The sequence below is a fragment of the Sphingomonas larreae genome, assembly GCF_051400595.1.
GTDB lineage: Bacteria > Pseudomonadota > Alphaproteobacteria > Sphingomonadales > Sphingomonadaceae > Sphingomonas.
Window position 1 is genome coordinate 102,280 of the sequence record NZ_JBLFFI010000006.1, and the last position, 17,951, is coordinate 120,230.

General features: G+C 68.8%; 14 protein-coding genes. 4 read left to right on the forward strand and 10 right to left on the reverse strand.

Annotated elements, in window-relative coordinates:
- Window positions 1–38: 38 nt before the first annotated feature.
- Both ACMGDM_RS17790 and ACMGDM_RS17795 read right to left on the reverse strand, forming a co-directional pair.
- Window positions 39–746 carry a phosphatase PAP2 family protein gene (locus ACMGDM_RS17790; protein WP_436805468.1) on the reverse strand — a complete coding sequence of 236 codons (708 nt, stop codon included), beginning with the start codon at window positions 744–746 and terminating at the stop codon, window positions 39–41.
- Between the two features lie 161 nt (window positions 747–907).
- Window positions 908–1,438, reverse strand: a complete 531-nt coding sequence (locus tag ACMGDM_RS17795; RefSeq protein WP_436805469.1) for a GAF domain-containing protein — start codon at window positions 1,436–1,438, stop codon at window positions 908–910.
- A gap of 105 nt (window positions 1,439–1,543) precedes the next feature.
- Between ACMGDM_RS17795 and ACMGDM_RS17800 the strand changes: the two genes are divergently transcribed.
- The gene (locus tag ACMGDM_RS17800; RefSeq protein ID WP_436805470.1) at window positions 1,544–4,078 is read left to right on the forward strand and encodes a hybrid sensor histidine kinase/response regulator; all 2,535 of its coding nucleotides are present in this window, start codon (window positions 1,544–1,546) and stop codon (window positions 4,076–4,078) included.
- Window positions 4,079–4,143: 65 nt separating this feature from the next.
- On the opposite strand, the gene ACMGDM_RS17805 is transcribed toward ACMGDM_RS17800, so the two are convergent.
- On the reverse strand, window positions 4,144–4,488 hold the full coding sequence (locus ACMGDM_RS17805; protein ID WP_436805471.1) for a hypothetical protein: 345 nt from the start codon (window positions 4,486–4,488) through the stop codon (window positions 4,144–4,146).
- Window positions 4,489–4,613: 125 nt separating this feature from the next.
- Here ACMGDM_RS17805 and ACMGDM_RS17810 point away from each other — a divergent pair, with 125 nt between their 5' ends.
- Window positions 4,614–5,306: an HAD family hydrolase gene (locus ACMGDM_RS17810; RefSeq protein WP_436805472.1), complete on the forward strand. Its 693-nt coding sequence runs from the start codon at window positions 4,614–4,616 to the stop codon at window positions 5,304–5,306.
- Between the two features lie 130 nt (window positions 5,307–5,436).
- On the opposite strand, the gene ACMGDM_RS17815 is transcribed toward ACMGDM_RS17810, so the two are convergent.
- A complete protein-coding gene (locus ACMGDM_RS17815; protein WP_436805473.1) occupies window positions 5,437–7,761 on the reverse strand; it encodes a TonB-dependent receptor in 2,325 nt (774 codons plus the stop codon).
- A 410-nt stretch (window positions 7,762–8,171) separates the two neighbouring features.
- On the opposite strand from ACMGDM_RS17815, the gene ACMGDM_RS17820 reads away from it, so the two are divergent.
- Both ACMGDM_RS17820 and ACMGDM_RS17825 read left to right on the forward strand, forming a co-directional pair.
- Window positions 8,172–8,558 (forward strand): hypothetical protein, encoded by a 387-nt coding sequence (locus ACMGDM_RS17820; protein WP_436805474.1) that lies wholly within the window; start codon window positions 8,172–8,174, stop codon window positions 8,556–8,558.
- 78 nt (window positions 8,559–8,636) lie between these two features.
- A complete protein-coding gene (locus tag ACMGDM_RS17825) occupies window positions 8,637–8,915 on the forward strand; it encodes a DUF3297 family protein (RefSeq protein WP_436805475.1) in 279 nt (92 codons plus the stop codon).
- 237 nt (window positions 8,916–9,152) lie between these two features.
- Here the strand turns inward: ACMGDM_RS17825 and ACMGDM_RS17830 are convergent, their stop codons facing one another.
- The 6 genes from ACMGDM_RS17830 to ACMGDM_RS17855 form a co-directional block, all read right to left on the reverse strand.
- Window positions 9,153–11,015, reverse strand: coding sequence for an ABC-F family ATP-binding cassette domain-containing protein (locus ACMGDM_RS17830; RefSeq protein ID WP_436805476.1), 1,863 nt, complete (start codon window positions 11,013–11,015; stop codon window positions 9,153–9,155).
- A 79-nt stretch (window positions 11,016–11,094) separates the two neighbouring features.
- A complete protein-coding gene (locus ACMGDM_RS17835; protein WP_436805477.1) occupies window positions 11,095–11,472 on the reverse strand; it encodes a hypothetical protein in 378 nt (125 codons plus the stop codon).
- On the reverse strand, window positions 11,472–12,398 hold the full coding sequence (gene trhO, locus ACMGDM_RS17840) for an oxygen-dependent tRNA uridine(34) hydroxylase TrhO (RefSeq protein WP_436805478.1): 927 nt from the start codon (window positions 12,396–12,398) through the stop codon (window positions 11,472–11,474). The genes ACMGDM_RS17835 and trhO overlap by 1 nt, the downstream gene beginning before the upstream one ends.
- Window positions 12,395–13,198: a LytR/AlgR family response regulator transcription factor gene (locus ACMGDM_RS17845; RefSeq protein WP_436805479.1), complete on the reverse strand. Its 804-nt coding sequence runs from the start codon at window positions 13,196–13,198 to the stop codon at window positions 12,395–12,397. Before ACMGDM_RS17845 ends, trhO begins: the two co-directional genes overlap by 4 nt.
- Window positions 13,198–14,361 carry a sensor histidine kinase gene (locus tag ACMGDM_RS17850; RefSeq protein ID WP_436805480.1) on the reverse strand — a complete coding sequence of 388 codons (1,164 nt, stop codon included), beginning with the start codon at window positions 14,359–14,361 and terminating at the stop codon, window positions 13,198–13,200. Before ACMGDM_RS17850 ends, ACMGDM_RS17845 begins: the two co-directional genes overlap by 1 nt.
- A gap of 94 nt (window positions 14,362–14,455) precedes the next feature.
- Window positions 14,456–17,869, reverse strand: a complete 3,414-nt coding sequence (locus ACMGDM_RS17855; RefSeq protein ID WP_436805481.1) for a TonB-dependent receptor — start codon at window positions 17,867–17,869, stop codon at window positions 14,456–14,458.
- Between the last annotated feature and the right edge of the window lie 82 nt (window positions 17,870–17,951).

The window sequence follows — 17,951 nt, forward strand, 5'->3', positions numbered from 1 at the left end:
GGCGGCGATTGAGCGGGGAGGTGTCCGGCCGCGGGTCGCTATCGCGCCAGCGAGCGCCGCAGCGTCGCGCCGAGCCACCACCATAGAGCGGCCCAGCCGGTGCCGGCGCACCAGCCCGCCAGCACGTCCGACGGCCAGTGCACGCCGAGATAGACGCGGCTGATGCCGATGAGGCCGGTCAGCACGACCGCCACGGCGAAGATGTAGCTGCGTACCGCGCGCCCATGCGCCACCTGCGCCACGAGGCCGGCGAGGGTCAGATACACCAGCGCGCTGTTGGTCGCATGCCCGCTCGGGAAGCTCAGCCCGGTGACCTGGACGAGGTGGTCGACCAGCTCCGGGCGTGGTCGGCCGACCAAATATTTCGCCTGCGCCGCGATCACCGACCCGCTGATCGTCGCCGTCGCCACCAGCGCCGCGGTAAGCCACAGGCGGCGCACCAGCAGCAGCCCGCTGACGCCAACCACCACGAGCGTCAGCACCGTCCCGCTGCCGAGCGCGGTGATGTCGATCATCGCGGCGTGGAGCCATGCCGGACCGATCGGTTGCGCCAGATCACCGCGCATGCGCAGCACCAGCATGATTGCGCGGTCCCAGGCGAGCGGCGCGCCACTGCCAACCAGCAGCGCCAGCAACACGACGCCGATCAGACCCGCGAGGCTGAGCGCAATCCATAGGACGGGCGGGGCGGCGGGGACGTCGCGCGGCTCCTCGGCAGGGACGGCGCGGTCAAGAACAGTCTGCATCGCCGGGAACAACGGCCGATGCGGTGCCGCGCTGCGCCGGCGGGTGAGCGCAACGAAAATAAACAGAGCGCCCGTGCCGCCTGCGTCTGCGATACCGCGGGGGAGGGGCGCGCGAGCGCTCTTGCTCGCGGCGGTGCCGGCGGCGCTCACCGGCGCAGGGTTCAGGCTGGCGATGTCGCGCTACACGGCACGGCGACCGCATTCAGTCGCGCCGTGGCAGCGCGTGCCAGCCGCTGGAGCGCCTGGCAATGTGCCTGCGATGGCGCCGCGCGCGGGCGCTCGTCCACCGCACACAACATGCCGAACGCCGAGCCGGTCGAGGCGACGAGCGGCGCCCCGACGTAAAAGCGGATCGCCTCGGGACCATGCGCGATGGCCAGTTGGGCGAACCGGGCGTCGGCGCGCAGATCGGGGATGCACAGCACGCGATCCGGCTCGGCAAGCCCGTGCGCGCAGATGCATTCGTCCTGGTCGAGGCTGCGCAATCGGGTGTTGAACCGGCCCGCCACCCACAGGCGATCGGCGACGATCGTCACCAGCGCGGCGGGGGTGGCGATCAGTCCCGCCGCGGCGGCGGCGATCTCGTCAAGCTCCTCCGCCACCAGCTCCCAATTGACGCGGGGCGCACGCGCCGCGGGGCCGGCGCAGTCGGTGGCGCGCTCGGGCATCCGTCGTGTCGACCAGAGACGCATGATGTTCCACCCGGTTCATCCTCGTCCCTGCCTAGCACGCGGGCCTCAACAACTCGTTCAGGCGTCGCTAGCGGGATGGTAACCACGTTCCGCTAGCGCCATGCGATGCGCCGTCGTCCACCCCATACGCTGCTCACGTCGGGTCTCTCGCTCGTCGCGGGGTTCGTCCTGCTGCTGACCTGCGCCGGCAGTGCCGCGCTGCTGTGGGCGCAGAGTCGCGCCGCGCTCGCCTGGGTACAGCACACGTTCGAGGTGGGCGCGACGCTCGACGCGGTGCAGATCCACGCGATGCGCGCCGAGATCAATCGGCGCGGCTATGTCATGACCGGGGATCAGGCGCAGCGCCGCACCTATGCGCTGGCGGTGGCGCGTGCGCGTCCCGCCTTGGCGCGGCTCGAGCGGATGGTGGCCGACAATCCGGTCCAGCATGAACATGTCATCGAGCTGCGGACGAGACTGACGCAGCGTTTCGCGGAGATGGCGCACGTGGTCCGCCGCCGCGCTGCCGGCGACGTCGCGGGCGCGGTCGCGCTCACCGCCTCTCCCGCGGGCAAGCGCGGCACCGCCGCCGTCGTCGCCGCGCTCGAACAGGTGCGCGGTTCCGAGCAACGGTTGCTGGTGGCGCGTGCGGCGCGCGCGGCACGGCTGGAACGGCTCGGCTATGCCAGCACGATCGCGAGCGGCACGTTGCTGCTGCTGCTGGCGGGCTTCGTGCTGCGCGAGCGACGCCGGCAATTGGCCGAGCTGGAACATGCCAACCTCCAGCTCGAGCGTGACATCAAGCTGCGCGAGCGCGCCGAGGCGGAACTGGAACTGCTCGCCACCAACGCGACCGACGCGGTGCTCCGCTTCGGCCAGGACGGCATCTGCCTCTATGCGTCTCCTTCCGCGCAGGAGACCTTCGGCGTGTCGCCGGAAGTGCTTATCGGCGAGCCGCTCGACCGGTTCGTCGACACGCGTGATCGCGCCGCGGTGCGCGCGAGCTTCGCGCGATTGCTCGCCGGCGACAGCGTCCGCGAGGTGGTGACGTGCCGCCAGATCACCTTCGAGGCGGAGGGTGTGACGCGCTGGCTGGAGGCGAGCACGCGCGCGCTCGTCGACGCGGACGGCGGTACACCCCGCGGCGTGATCGCGGCGGTACGCGACATCACGGCGCGCAAGCAGCTGGAACTCGCGCTCGACACGGCGCGCGCGAACGCGGAGGTGGCGACCCAGGCGAAATCGAGTTTCCTGGCCAACATGAGCCACGAGATACGCACCCCGATGAACGGCGTGCTGGGCTTCACCGACCTGCTGCTGGCCACCGCGCCGACCGCGGAGCAGCGGCGCTATCTTGAGCTGATGGCGGATTCGGGACGCGCGATGATGCGCCTGCTCAACGACATTCTCGATCTCGCCAAGGTGGAGGCCGGCGAAATGCGGTTGAGCGAGGAAGTGGTCGACCTTCGCCATGTGCTCCGCCGCTGCGCCGGGCTGATGACGGCGGGGGCGGAGCAGAAGGGGCTGACGCTGCGCCTTCATCTCTCGCCTGCGGTGCCCGCACGCGTGACCGGCGATCCACTGCGGCTGCGCCAGATCGTGCTCAACCTGCTCGGCAATGCGATCAAGTTCACCGCGACGGGCGGCGTGACGCTGGCGGCCGAGGTAGCGGGCGACCGGCTGCGCGTGAGCGTCGCTGACACGGGGATCGGCATCGCGCCGGAGCGGCTCGACGCCATCTTCGCCGAGTTCGCGCAGGCGGATGCGACGACCGCGCAGCGTTACGGCGGCACCGGACTGGGGCTGGCGGTCAGCGCCCGACTGGCGACGCTGATGGAGGGAGGCCTTAAAGTCGCCAGCGTGCCCGGTGACGGTTCCACCTTCACGCTCGATCTGCCGTTGCGCGCCGCGATCGCCGACAATGGGGAGAGCGCACCGCCGCTCGACGGGATCGCCCCCGACGCGCAGCGCGCGCGCGTGCTGATCGCGGAGGATCACGACATCAACCAGGCGCTGGTGCTGGCGGTGGCGCGCCAGATCGGGCTGGAGCCGACCCTGGTCGCGGACGGCAGTGAGGTCCTGCCGGCGGTGGAGGCGGCCGTCGCGGCGGGGCGTCCGTTCGCGCTGGTGCTGATGGACATGCAGATGCCGGTCATGGACGGCCTCGAAGCGACGCGGCGTCTGCGCGCCGCGGGCCATGACGCCGCGACGCTGCCCGTGGTGGCGCTCACCGCCAACGCCTTCGCCGACGACGTCGCGGCGTGCCGCGCCGCGGGAATGCAGGGGCATGTCGCCAAGCCGCTCCGCGCGGACGAACTCGCCGCTGCCGTCGCGCATTTTGCGCGGACAATTGCGCCGACCGCGTCAGCCGCGCGACCTCGGGCGGCGATCAGTCCCGCACTGCGCGCCCGCTTCGACGCGCGCACCGCCGCGACGCTCGCCGCGCTCGACGTGCTCGGACGAGGCGAGCCGCCCGAGGAGGCGGCGCTCGCGTCGATCCGTGACGGCCTGCACAAGATGGCGGGCACCGCCGGTCTGTTCGGGCGCGAGCGGCTCGGCGCGCTCGCCGGTGCGCTGGAAGAGACGCTTGCGGGTCCGTGGGCGACGCTCGATCACGACGCGTTGGAGCGCGCGGTTGGCGCGCTACGCGACGCCGCCTGACACCGCTGCGAAGCGACGCTGTTGCCGGCTCGGCGAGGCGGGGGCGATCAGGCCGCCCGATGCCCTTATGGCTGGCCAGCGCCCCTTCCGGTGAGCGGCTGACCGTCGCCGCCGGTGCGATCCTCCTCGAAATCCTCGCCGGGGTTGCCGCCACCCGCGCCGGCACCGCTGCCGCGTACCTCACCCGTAACGGGGTCGAACGAGGCGCGGCGGCCGTTGTCCGGTGGCACCGCCGGGTCGGACTCGTGCACCGCGGACGCGCGCGGCGCGACCGAGCCGGACGGCATCTGCTCGCCCAGCCGCGCCTCGTCATCGCGGGCATAGCCTTGGCCGGAAAGGCCTTCGTCTTTGTCGAACGCCGGCTTTCGGCGATGCTCGGGATCGGCGGTGCGGTCGTTGTGCTCGGTCATGCGGGTTTAACGCGCGACCCCCGATGCACGATCCAGGCGCCGCGCCCATCGCGGGCGGGGCCGGTCGGACGATCCCAGCTGACGTGGCACGCCCGCTCGCTTAAGGGCAGCGGCGGAGACCGACCATGACCATCGACCTCGTGTGCCTCGATGCCGACGACACGCTGTGGCACAACATGCGCTTCTTCGCCGCGGCCGAGCACGCCTTCGCCGAGCTGGTGGCACCCTATGCCGAGGCGCCGGCGGCGCGCGCGCGGATGGAGGCGATCGAGGTGCGCAACCTGCGGCACTATGGCTATGGCGCGAAAAGCTTCACCTTGTCGATGATCGAGACCGCGCTCGAGCTCGCCGGCGATCAGCTGCCGGCCGCGAGCGTGCGACGGCTGCTCGAGATCGGGCGCACCTTGCTGGACCACCCGGTCGAGTTGCTCGACGACGTCGCGAACACGCTGGAGCGACTCGCCGCCGCGGCACGACTGGTGCTGGTGACGAAGGGCGACCTACTCCACCAGGAGGTGAAGCTCGCCGCATCTGGATTGGGGCAGTTGTTCACCGGCGTGGAGATCGTCAGCGACAAGAGCGCCGACACATTCGTCCGCGTCTTCCACCGCTACGGCTGCGCGCCCGAACGCGCGGTGATGGCAGGGGACTCGATGCGCTCGGACGTGCTGCCCGCGCTGGAGGCGGGGGCTTGGGGCGCGTACATTCCCCAGCCGCTGGCGTGGAGCCACGAGGCCGCCGCGGCACCGGCGGCGCACCCGCGCTTCCGCCAGCTTGCGCGGCTCGGCGAGCTGCCGGACTGGGTTGCGACCTTGTGACAGGAGCGGGGGAGGGCGTTACTTGGGATACTGTCACCCCGGCCTACGCCGGCGTGACGGTCACGGGTGGGCGTCGATCACCCGAAGCGTGCAGACCGGGAGGGAGCCGGCGCCCCCTCCCGCATCATATTCAGTTGAAGCGGCCGGCGAGTGAGATGCCCACCACGCGCGGCTCGTTGAACACGGCGGCGTTGTAATTCTCGATCACGCCCTTGAGGTTCTTCTCGTCGGTAAGATTGCGCGCGAACGCGGCGATCTCATACTTCCCGTCACTGGTGGTGTAGCCCAGCTTGAGCCCGAGCTCGAGATTGCCGTCGGCGTAGAACTCGCGCGTCTTGTAGAGCACCAGATTGGTGTAGCCCTGCACGTTGAGATCGCTCGAAACGAACAGATTGCCGTTGTTCGTCAGCGGGATGTCATAACGGACCGCGGCGTCGAGCTGCCAGCGCGGTGCATTGGGCAGCGGGTTGCCGTCGATCTGCGCGAGCACCGCGGGCGCGCCGAAGATGGCGCGCGTGATCGTCGGATCCTCGACCGTGCAGGTGACGACGCCGCCGAAGGCGCAGACCTGCGCGTAGACGCGCTTGTCCTTGATCTCGGTGTGGATCGCACTGCCGCCGAGCGAGAAGGTGATGTTGCGGATCGGCCGCCACTCCAGCTCCGCCTCTACCCCATAAGCATTGGCGTGATCGGCGTTGAACAGCACGCCGTTGCCGTTGGCGTCGTTGCCGTTGAGTTGGATGTCGTCGACGCGATAGGTGAAGGCGGTGGCGTTGAAGCGCAGGTTGCTGAACGGCCGCGACTTGACCCCCGCCTCGTACGACATGATCGTCTCCGAGTCGGCGGTGGTGAAGGGCGTGTTGAACACCGCCGAGCGCCCCTGGATCGTCGGCCCGCGGAAGCCGCGCGCGACGCGTGCGTAGAGGCTGTTGTTGGCGTCGAGCTCGTATAGCGCGGACGCGTCCCAGCTCGGCTCCTTGCCGCTCAGCTTGACGCTGCGCGCCGCGCCCGCCGGGAACGTATCAACGGTGCCGGCCGCGTTGCGGCCCGAGCGGACCAGCTCGGTGCGTTTGTCATCCTCGGTGTAGCGTGCGCCGGCGGTCAGCGTCAGCCGGTCGGCGAGGCGGTAGCTCGCCTGGCCGAACACCGCCCAGCTGGTGTTGACGTTGTGCAGCCGCACCCAATTGTTGGGATTGTAGCCGGTGGCGGTCGGCAGCAGGAAATAGCCGCGCTGGTAGAAATCGGTGACGTCGCGGCTGTCGAAATAGAAGCCGCCGAACTGCCACTTGAACGCGCCGTCGCCGTTGCTGGCGAGGCGCAGCTCTTGCGTCCACTGATCGAGATCGCGGATGCGGCCCTCGCTCTGGCCGAAGCCGACGCCACCGAAATTGGCCGCGGCGCCGCCGTCGGTGTCGCCGCGACTGTAGCCCGAGGTGGTCTCATAGCCGGTGATTGAGGTCAGGGTCGCCGCGCCGAAATCCCAGGCGGCGTTCACCGACCCGCCATAGGTCTTGTAGGCCTGCGGGTTGCCGTCGGCCTCGTCGAGCGCGATCTGGTCGCGCGGCTCGCGGTTGATGTTGTTCTGCCCGCGCAGCAGCGCGCCGCGGTGGAAGATCGTCGACGTGCCTTCGTACGAGCGCGCGTGACCCGAGACGTTGATCGACAGGTCCTCGGTGGGCGTGAACAGCAGCTGCAGCCGCGCATCGCGCTCGTTGAAGCCGCCGAGCTGATCGCGCCCGCCGCGCGTGCCGTCCGCTCCGGTGCCGGTGAACGTGTTGTCGACCCAATTGTCGCGGTGCTGGTACAGGCCGGAGAGGCGAATCGCGATCTTGTCCTGCACGATCGGCCCGCCGACGCCGCCGTCGAAGGTAACCGTGTTGTAGCTGCCGTAGGAAGCATTGAAGCGGCTGCTCCATGCCTGGCCCGGGCGGATCGTGTCGAACTTGATGATGCCCGCAGTGGTGTTGCGCCCGAACAGCGAGCCCTGCGGGCCGCGCAGCACCTCGATATCGGCAACGTCAAAGACCGGGCTCGACTTCAGCACGACGTGCTCGAGCACGATATCGTCCTGGATGATCGACACCGGCTGCGACGCGCCGAGATAAAAGTCGATGTTGCCGAGACCCCGAATGTAGAAGCGCGGGAAGATGCGCCCGGTGGTCGTCTCGGCGTAGAGGCCGGGGACGCGGCCGGCGAGCGCCAGCGCGTCCTCGCCGCCCGACTGGAAGGTGCGCAGGTCGTCGCCGCTGACCACCGCGACCGAGACGGGCACGCGCTGGATCGACTCGCTGCGGCGCTCCGCGGTGACCACGACCTCGCCGAGGCCCTCGCCCGTGTCGCTCGCGACGGGGGTGTCGGTCGCGGCGGCGGGCACGGTCTGCGCCAGCGCCGGCTGGGCGAGCGCGACGAGGCCCGTGGCGGCGGTGGCGAGCAGGAACGATTTCGGTGAGCGCATGATGTCCTCTTGTCTGTTCGCGGCAAGAGGCATGGGGCGACGCCGCGGCGCTGGTTGGCGCACCGGTCCATCGTCGCGCGAGGCTCCCTGTCGGCCCCTGGATCCATGCGGTTTCCCCCCCCCGCGGGGCTCGCGCTAAGGCGCGATTGTGTCGGCATCGTGAAATGTTGCGGTCCATTTCTCGGCATGGCGAGACGCGGGCGCATCGCCTGCGGCGGCGCGTCGGCACGAGGACTAAGTGTCGCTCCTCGTCTCTTCCGCGCGACCGGCAGCCCGCGCGCCCGCCCGCTTATACGGCCGATGAACGCCACATTCCGCACCGGTTCAGCCCCACTCGACTAAGCCCCGCAACAGGCTCGCATTATTCTGCGTTGGACCCACCATGCGAACCGAGTTGAGGAGGTCTTGAGATGTCGGGACTGTGGACAAAGGCGGGGCTTGCCACCGCCTTGGCGGCGACCGCGCTGACCAGCGCCGCACCCGCCGAGGCGCAGCGCTACTGGCGCCATCGCGACCGCGGCGGTGACGCCGCGACGGGAGCGCTGATCGGCGGCGTGATCGGGCTGGGGCTGGGCGCGGCGATCGCGTCGAGCAACAATCGCGATCGCTATTACGACCGCTACGATCGTGGCTATTATGCCGATCGCGGCTATTATAACCGCGGCTATTACCCAGCGCCGCCGCCGCGGGTCTATTATCGCGAATATGCGCCGCCGCCGCGGGCCTATTATTACGAACCGCGCGGCTACTATCGCGATTACTACCGTGCACCCGGTCATTACGGCTACGGCTACTGACCCTTCGAGCGGCGCGGGAGCGATCCCGCGCCGTTTTTTGGTGGCCTGCGCGCGCGTTCTGCGGCATGGCGCCGCGCCATGACCGACACGCCCCCCGACCATCTCTCGATCGACCCGTCGAGCCCGCACTTCGACCAGGCCGCGCTCCAGCGCGGCGTCGGCATCCGCTTCAAGGGCGTCGAGCGCCGGGACGTCGAGGAATACAGCATCTCCGAGGGCTGGATCCGTGTCGCGCTCGGCAAGAAGGTCGATCGCCACGGTCGCCCGCTGACGATCAAGCTCACCGGGCCGGTCGAGGCGTGGTTCGAGCGCGGCGTAAAGGGCGAGGAGGAAGCGACCGAGGGCGAGTCGGAGTAAGCTTCGGCTGCAAGGCCCTCTTAGATCCTCCCTTGCAAGTGGAGGGGGACCGCGCCCGAAGGACGTGTGGAGGGGTGGCGACGCTGGCGAGCCGCGCGACACGCGCCGGCCGCGGCACTCCTCCGTTAGCGCTGCGCTCTGCCAGCGCGGGCTTCGGTCTGCCTCCGGCAGGCCAAGGTCGTGTCCCGGGGACACGGCCTCGCCACCTCCCCTTTCACGGGAGGATCTAGGCTCCCCTCAGTTGGCGCTCTCCAGCGTCTCGCTCGCCTCCATCCAGCGCAGCTCGACCGTGTCGAGCACCGCCTGGACGTCGCCGCGCATCCGGCTCAGCTCGCCCATCGCCTTGCCCCGCCAGCGCGGGTCGGCGCCGCTCGGGTCGGCCATCGCGCGCTCGATCCCTGAGCGCTCCGCGGTGAGCCGCGCGATCTCCGCCTCCAGCTCGCGGACGGTCTTGCGCAGCGCGGCGTCGCGGTCGCGCCGCTCCGCCGCGGCCTTCTTGTCGGCCTTCCGCTCGGCCTTGCTCATCCCCGGCTTGGCGGGATCGCCCTTGAGCACAAAGGCGATGTAATCGTCGAGGCTGCCGTCGAACTCGCGCGCGGTGCCCTCGTCGACCAGCACCAGCCGGTCGGCGGTGAGCTCGAGCATGTGGCGATCGTGGCTGACCAGCACCACCGCGCCCGAGTAAGCGTTGAGCGCCTGCACCAATGCCTCGCGCGCGTCGACGTCGAGGTGGTTGGTCGGCTCGTCGAGGATCAGCAGGTGCGGCGCCTCGCGCGTGATCAGCGCCAGCGCCAGCCGCGCGCGCTCGCCGCCCGAGAGCTTGCCCACCTTCGTGGTCGCCTTGTCGCCCGAGAAGCCGAAGCGGCCGAGCTGCGCGCGCACCGCCGCGGGCGTCGCGCCCTTCATGATGCGCGTCATATGCTCGAGCGGCGTGTCGTCGGTGTCGAGCTCTTCCACCTGATACTGGGTGAAATAGCCGACCTTCATCTTCGGGGTCGCGTTCATCGCGCCCTCCAGCGGGGTCAGCTGCGCCGCGAGCAGCCGTGCCAGCGTGGTCTTGCCGTTGCCGTTGCGCCCGAGCAGCGCGACGCGGTCGTCGGGATCGAGCCGCAGGTTGAGCCGCTTGAGGATCGGGGTCGCGTTATAGCCGACGCTGGCGAGATCGAGCGTGATCAGCGGCGGCCGCAGCTCGCTCGGATCGGGGAAGCCGAACGACAGGGTCGGGTCGTTCGCCATCTCTGCGATCGGCTGCATCTTGGCGAGCATCTTCTGCCGGCTCTGCGCCTGTTTGGCGGTGGAGGCGCGGGCCGAGTTCTTTGCGATGTACGACTGCAGTTTCTCGCGCTGCGCCGCCTGGTTGGCGCGCGCCGCCTCGAGCTGTGCCATGCGCTCGGCGCGCTGGCGCTCGAACGCGTCATAGCCGCCCGGGTAGAGCGTGATCTTGCCCCCCTGTAGGTGGAGGATATGGTCGACGACATTGTTGAGGAAGTCGCGCTCGTGACTCACCACGACGATCGTCGCCGGATAGCCCTTGAGAAAGTCCTCCAGCCACATCACCGCCTCGAGGTCGAGGTGGTTCGAGGGCTCGTCTAGCAGCAGCAGGTCGGGCTGCGAGAAGAGCAGAGCCGCCAGCGCGACGCGCATCTTCCACCCGCCCGAGAAGCTGTCGAGCGGGCGCTGCTGCATCTCCTCGTCGAAGCCGAGGCCGATCAGAATTTGCGCCGCGCGCGCAGGGGCGGTATAGGCGTCGATCGCGATCAGCCGCTCATAGACGTCACCGAGCCGGTCCGGGTCCTCGCAGGTCTCACTCTCGAGCATCAGCGCCGCGCGCTCGAGGTCGGCGGCAATCACTGTGTCGAACGGCGTGGCGTCTCCGGCGGGTGCTTCCTGCGCGATATAGCCGAGCCGCGCGCCCTTGGGCATGTCCGCGGAACCGTCGTCGGGCTCGAGCTGGCCGGCGATGACGCGCACCAGCGTCGACTTGCCCGCGCCGTTGCGTCCGATCAGGCCGACGCGGCTGCCGGGCGGCAGCGCCGCGGTCGCGCCGTCGAGGATCGTGCGCCCGCCGAGGCGCACGGTGATGCCGTTGAGGTTGAGCATGCGCGCGCGTCTACCCGATCGCGGGCGGGGCGGAAAGGTGGGTTGGGTGGGGCGGCGGTAGACCTCACCCTTCTCCGCCCTAGTTCGATCCGACAGGCGACCGGCCGCGCCACCCAGCGGCCAGCGTGGCGACAGCGATCGGAATGAGCGCCAGCGCCGCGAGCATCAGCGGCGCGATGGGCGAGATCGTCGGCTGACGGCTGGTCAGCCACATGACAGGCCACTGCGCGAAGGTGACGATCACCCCGGCGCTCCAGCCGCGCTGCCGCAACCAGCACCCGGCGAGCGCCGCCACCGCGACCGACGCCGGATACCAGAGCCGCCAGTAGTTCCTGCCGTCCCACGGCTCCGCGACATCGTCGATGCGGCAGACGAGCAGCCAATAGGCCAGGCTGCCGATCAGCAGCGCGATTAAGCGCCATCGCCGCCGCCCGCCGGAGCGATCACCCGCCAGCATCACGCCTCGGACTGCCGCCCGACATGTTCCTCGCCGCGCGACTCGGCGAGCCGCTGCTGGCGGTGGCGCTCGGCATAGCCGGCGCGCTGCGCGTCGTCGCGCGAGTCGTGGCAGGCGGGACAGCTCACCCCCTCCACGTACAACGGTGAGGCGCGATCCGACGGGCTCACCGGCATGCGGCAGGCGTGGCACAGCAGGTGAGTCCCCGGCGTGAGACCGTGGCCAACCGCGACGCGCTGGTCGAACACGAAACACTCGCCCGACCAGCGGCTCTCCGCCGCGGGCACCTCCTCGAGATAGCGCAGGATGCCGCCGTCGAGATGGTGGACCTGCTCGACGCCCTCGCGCCTGAGCAGGGCGGTCGACTTCTCGCAGCGGATCCCGCCGGTGCAGAACATCGCCACGCGCGTCTTCCCCGCCAGCAGCGTGTCGCGGTGGGCGCGGAACCAGGTGGGGAAGTCGGCGAAGCTCGCGGTGCCCGGGTCGACCGCGCCGGCGAAGGTGCCGACGCGCACCTCATAGGCGTTGCGCGTGTCGATCACGAGCGTGGCGGAATCGTCGATCAGCGCGTTCCACTCGGACGGCGCGACGTAGCAGCCCGCCTCGGTGAGCGGATCGACCGGCTCGCCCATCGTCACGATCTCACGCTTCACCTTCACCTTGAGCCGGTGGAAGGGCGAGTCGTCGGCCCAGCTGTGCTTGAGCGACAAAGTGCCGCCGGTCAGCGCGCGGATCGGCGCGAGCAGCCGGTCGAGTGCGTCCGGCGCCCCCGCTACGGTACCGTTCACCCCCTCACTCGCGAGCAGCAGCGTGCCGCGCACGCCACCGGCGCGCGCGATCTCCAGCAGCGGGCCACGCAACGCGTGCGGGTCGTCGAGCCGGGCGAAGCGGTAGAGCGCGTCGACGCGGACGGGCGCGTCGCTCAATGGACGAAGCGCGCCACCACGTCGCGGTAGCTGCGGCTCACCTTCACGCTCGCGCCCGAGTCGAGCACCAGGAAACACTCGCCGTTGGTGTGCGGCTTGACCTGCTTGACGAGGTCGAGGTTGACGATGGTGGAGCGGTGGATGCGCTGGAACCGGCGCGGATCGAGCCTTTTCTCGAGGTCCTTCATCGTCTCGCGCAGGATCAGCGTGTTGTCCCCGGTGTAGATGCACATGTAATCGCCCGCGGCGTCGATCCGCTCGATCGTGTCGACGTCGACGCGGAAGATCTGGCCGCGATCCTTGATGTTGATCATCTTCTCGAAGCGGCTGGCGTTGACCGAGTCGCCGCCGCCATCGCCCATCTCGGCGGCAGCCTGGGGAGCGTGTTCGGCGAGCACCTCCTTCAGCTTCTCCGCCTCGCCGACGCTCTGGCGCTCGGACAGGCGCTGGCGCACGCGGTCGAGCGTGTCGGCAAGCCGAGCCTCCTCGACCGGCTTCATGAGATAATCGGTCGCCTGCGCCTCGAAGGCGCGGATCGCATGGTCGGAATAGGCGGTGACGAAGACGAAGAGCGGCGGCTCGACGTCCATCAGCCCCTGCACCACCGAGAAGCCGTCGAAGCCCGGCATCTGGATGTCGAGGAAGACGAGGTCGGGCTTGTGGGTCTTGATCGCGCTGATCGCCTCGCGCCCGTTCTGGCACTTGGCGATGATCTCGACGTCGTCGTGCGCCGCCAGCCGGAGCTCGAGCCCCTGGATCGCAAGCGGCTCGTCGTCGACGAGGATGGTACGAATGCTCATCACACCTCTCTATTCGGTACGTCGCGCTGGTACGGGATCTCAATCTCGACCCCGAACCCGCCCGTCGGCATGGCCCGCACATCGAAGCGGTGGTCCGGCCCGTAGGCCTGTGCCAGCCGCTCCCTGATATTGGCGATGCCAACGCCGGTGGAAAGGCTTGGCCGCGATTTGGTCGGCATCAAACCCGGTCCGGTGTCGGATACGCCGAGCAGCACCCTGTCGCCGACGAGCCGCGCGGTGACGCAGATTTCGGCCCCGTCCTCCTGCGGCGTGACCGCATATTTGATCGCATTCTCCACCAGCGGCTGGAGCAGCAGCGACGGCAGCCGCGCCTTCTCGACCGCCGGGTCGACGTCGAACTTGGGGCGCAGCCGCTCCTCGAAACGCATCTTCTCGATCTCGAGATACAGCTTCAGCGTCTCCACCTCCTGCGCGACGGTGACGTGCGCAGTGGGCTCGTTGGCGAGCGTGTAGCGCAGGAACGAGGCGAGCCGCGACAGCATCGCGTTGGCGCGCTCGGTCTGCTTGAGCAGCACCAGCGTGGAAATCGAGTTGAGCGTGTTGAACAGGAAGTGGGGGTTGAGCTGGTAGCGCAGCATCGCCAGCTGCGCGCTCGAGGCCTGGTTCTCGAGATGCTCCATCTGATCGATCTGATCCTCGACGATCAGATAAAAATTGATCCCGAAGTACAGCGCCGACCAGCCCGCCAGCACGGTGAAATTGAGGAACAGCGTCGCCAGCAGCACCGACAGGTCGATCCCCGGCGCGGCGAGCTTGATCAGACTGAACGAGAAAGCGTCGAGGGTGGCGTAGAGGAAGGTCGCGGCCGAGAGTGTGAAGATCGACAGCATGATGCCGGTGACGCGCGGCAGCCGTCGATAGAAGCCGTACAGCGTCGAGAGCAGCAAGGTGATGCAATAGCCGACGATCGACTCGATGATCACTGGCACGATCGACTTCAGCGTGAAGCTGACCGACAGCGACGAAACCGAGCGGAGCAGCAGATAGCCGGTCCAGCCCGCCGCCTGGAGTTTCCAGAAGGCCGCTGCCTTGTCCTCGAAGAAGGGGCGCACGAACAGCTGGCGCGCCGGGCTCGCGGCGCTGGTAGAGGAGGAAGCGGGGCTGGGGGACGCGGTGGGCGCTTGGGTCGCGGAGGTCGCCATCGCCCCCCCTCTACACCCGCGAACCGCTTGGCGCAAAAAGGAAGGCCGCCACCCCGGCAGGGGGTGGCGGCCTCGCCGTGAACGCGTCGCGTGATCAGAAGCTGAAGCGCGCGCCCAGCCGGATCGTGTAGAGCGACTGGCGACCGTACACCGTTTGGGTCGGCGCAACGAAATTGCCCGCCGCGTCGGTGGCCGCCGGGGTGTAGCGATACTGGCCGCAGGCCTGACCCGTGGTGGTGGTCTGCACCCCCGCCGCGCCGGTCGCGACCGGCGCCTGGAGACACGTCACGCGGACCGGCGCGACGTTGTACGGGAACACGTATTCCGAGATCTGGCCCCACTTGCGGTTGAGCAGGTTGGTGAAGTTCTCAATGTCCGCGAACACCTGCACGCGCGAGGCGCCGACGAAGGTCGGGATGTCCTGCGCAAGGTGGAGGTCTAGCCGGGTGAACCAGGGCGAACGCGCCGAGTTGCGCGGCGCGATCTTGCCCTGATACTTGCCGAGGCCCTGCGCGCGGAAATAGCCCTCGATCTGCTGCTGTTGCGCCGCACTGCCGTACGAGACCTTCGAGTCACCGCCAAAGGTGGGAACGTACAGTAGGTAACGCGTCGCCGTCCCGATCGTGCCGAAGTTGGCGCTGCGCGAGCCCGAGGGAACCTGATCGTTGAACGTGTAGCTGTAGGCGCGGCCGCTGCGGGTCTCGCCGAAGAGTGCGATCTGCGTCTTGGCGTTGCCGAAGAAGGCGTGATCGAAGGTGAGACCGTACTTGAATTGGTACTGCACCTGGTCGTTCGACACGCCGTACGACACGTTGTTCGGATCGACGAACGCGCCATTGCTATAGTTCGAGCTCGCGGTCGACGACGTCGCCGGCGCCTGGTCCTTCACGTCCTGATAGGTGAAGCTGCCGTAAGCGGCGAGGCCGAAGTCCCAACGCGCGTCGAAGCGCGCGACGCCGATCCAGCTGCGCCCCTTGTTGGTGTTGGTCAGCAGGATGTCGGAGCCTGTGTCCGAATAGTTCGGCAGCCCGTTGGCCAAGGTCGTCACTGGGCGGTAGCGCTGGCGGCCATCGGGCGTCAGCGCGAACGCGCCGGTGACCGGCTGCGAGCGCAGGTCGGTGAAATACACCTGATCGCGCACGCCGATGAACAGGCCGTCGGCACCGATCGTCAGCTCACCGCCCGGGATGTCGAAGCGATAGTCGGCGCTCAGCGTCGAGCGCCACTGGCTCGGGATCTTGAAGTTGGGATCGAGCGCGTTGGTGGTGGCGTTCTGCGACACGGTGCCGTTGAGCAGATACTGGTTCACCGACGTGGCGATGCCCGTACCGGTGACGCCCTGGAGCGCTGCCGCGCCGACCCCAGCGGGCAGCGCCCCCTGGTTGCCGTTGAACGCGCCGTTGTTGAGCTGCGTGATTGAAACCGAATTGCTGAGCACGCCGGTGTTCGAGAAGCTGTTCGACACATAGACGTCGGGGGTGCCGCCGGCGAAGATGCCGCCGCCGCCGCGCAGCGTCAGCCGGCTGTCCGGGCGCCAGCTGAAGCCGACGCGCGGCTGGAAGACGCCCAGGCCGTTGATGTAGGCGTTGTTGCCGCCGATCGTGGTCTGCTCGCCGCGTACCACCGCGCCATTGGCGTAGCGGCTCGCGAAGTTGCTGTTGAACGTCGGGAAGGTGTGACCCGCGTACAGGTCGTAGCGCGCGCCGTAGGAGATATCGAAGGTGTCGGTGACGCGCCAATTGTCCTGGATGCCGAACGTGAACTGCTGATAGCTGAAGCGCGCTGCGGCATCGTCCGGGTTGAGCGACGGGATCGCGTTGCCATAGCCGAGCGACTGCGCGTTGCCTGCGGCGAAATCAGCCAGCGAGTCGAAGTAATAATTGCCCGCGCTGTTCTGCAGGAACGAGTTGAACACGCGGGTGCTCTGCACCTCGGTGAACAGGCGCAGGTCGTGCGCGCCCTTGTTGTAGCGCAGCTGCACCAGTCCGCCCCAGGTGTTCGAGGTCAGCTCGTTGGTCTGGCGCGAATTGTCCGGGCCGATCGACACGATCGAGGAATTGGCCGGGCATTGGGTCGAAGCATTGTTGGCCGCACCCGCGGCGGCGCGGTCTGAGGTCGGCGCGACGCAGACACGGAACTGCGCAAAGCCGCGCCCCAGCAGCGGCTCGGCGAGACGCTCATAGTCCTTGTAGAAGCCGCGGACTTCGGTCGAGATCTCGTCGGTCCAGTCGGAGTTGAGCTGACCGACGACGGTCCACAGCCGGTTGCCCGAGATGTAATTGTTCGACGCGAGGCTCAGCCCGGTGGTCGGGCTCGCCGTGGTGAACGTGTTGGACGAGTTGATGTTGATCTCGTCCTTCGCATAGGTGCCGGTCAGCGCAAAGCGCTGCCCGTCTGCGATGTTCCAGTCGAGCTTGCCGACGAGACGGTCGTCCTTGTCGCCCGAGTCGGTCACCACGCCGCCCGCGGCGTAATTGTAGCGCGACTGGGCGATGTCGATCACCTGGTTAACCTGCGCCAGGCTGAGGTTCGGAATCGCGATGCCGGCGTTCGCGTCGCTCGGGCCCTGCTGCTGCGGGAAGCCGCCGCGGATGCGCTCGCCCGCGACCATGAAGAACAACTTGTCCTTGATGATCGGGCCGGACAGTTCGGCGCCGTAATTCTCCTGCTTGTACTTGGGGAGCGTGACCCGAAGATCCTTGGTGCGCTCTCCGGTCAGCCCGTCGGTCTGCTGCGCGTAGAAGCCGGTGCCCTGGAAATTGTTGGTGCCGGAGCGGAGCACGAGGTTGACCGCGCCGCCGGTGAAATTGCCCTCGCGCACGTCATAGGGCGCGATCTTCGCCTGAAACTGGCCGATCGCATCGAGCGGAATCGGCGAACGGCGGCTCGGCAGACCATCGGTGTTGAGGCCGAAGTTATCGGTGATCGGTACGCCGTCGACCGAGAACCGGCTGAAGCGTGCGTTCTGGCCCGCGAACGACACCGAGCGACCGCCGCTGGGCGTGTCATCAAGTCGCGCGAACGGGTCGCGCCGCTCGAGATCGCGGATGTCGCGGTTGACGGTCGCGACATTAGCGATCTGCTCGGCGTTGAGTACCGTCGCCGGTCCCTGCGACAGCGAGCGCGCGCTCGGCAGGCTGGCGGCGGTCACGACGATGTCGCCCCCCGCAGCTCCCTCAGCCGCGAGTTCGATCGGCAGCTCAAAGGTCTGCGCGACGGTGGTGTTGATGTCGGTGACCTGCGCCGAGGCATAGCCGGCGGCGGTGACCGAAACCGTGTAAGGGCCCCCCGCGCGCAGGCCGCTCGCGGTGAAGCCGCCGCTTGCGTCGGTGGTGGCGGTGGAGCGCGCGCCGGTCGGCACGTTGACGATCGTCACGCTCGCACCCGCGACAGGCGCCCCCTCGGCGGTGACGAGGCCACGGATCGTCGACGTGGTTTCCTGCGCCATCGCGGTGGCGGGCGCGACCAGCGCGACCAGCGCCGCGCCCATGAGAAGGTTGTTTCGCATCGGATGAAGTCCCCTGTGGCGCTATGCCAAGTGCGCGACGGAATTCGTCGTCGTTGGGCGCGCCGATGGTCTCCGATTATGT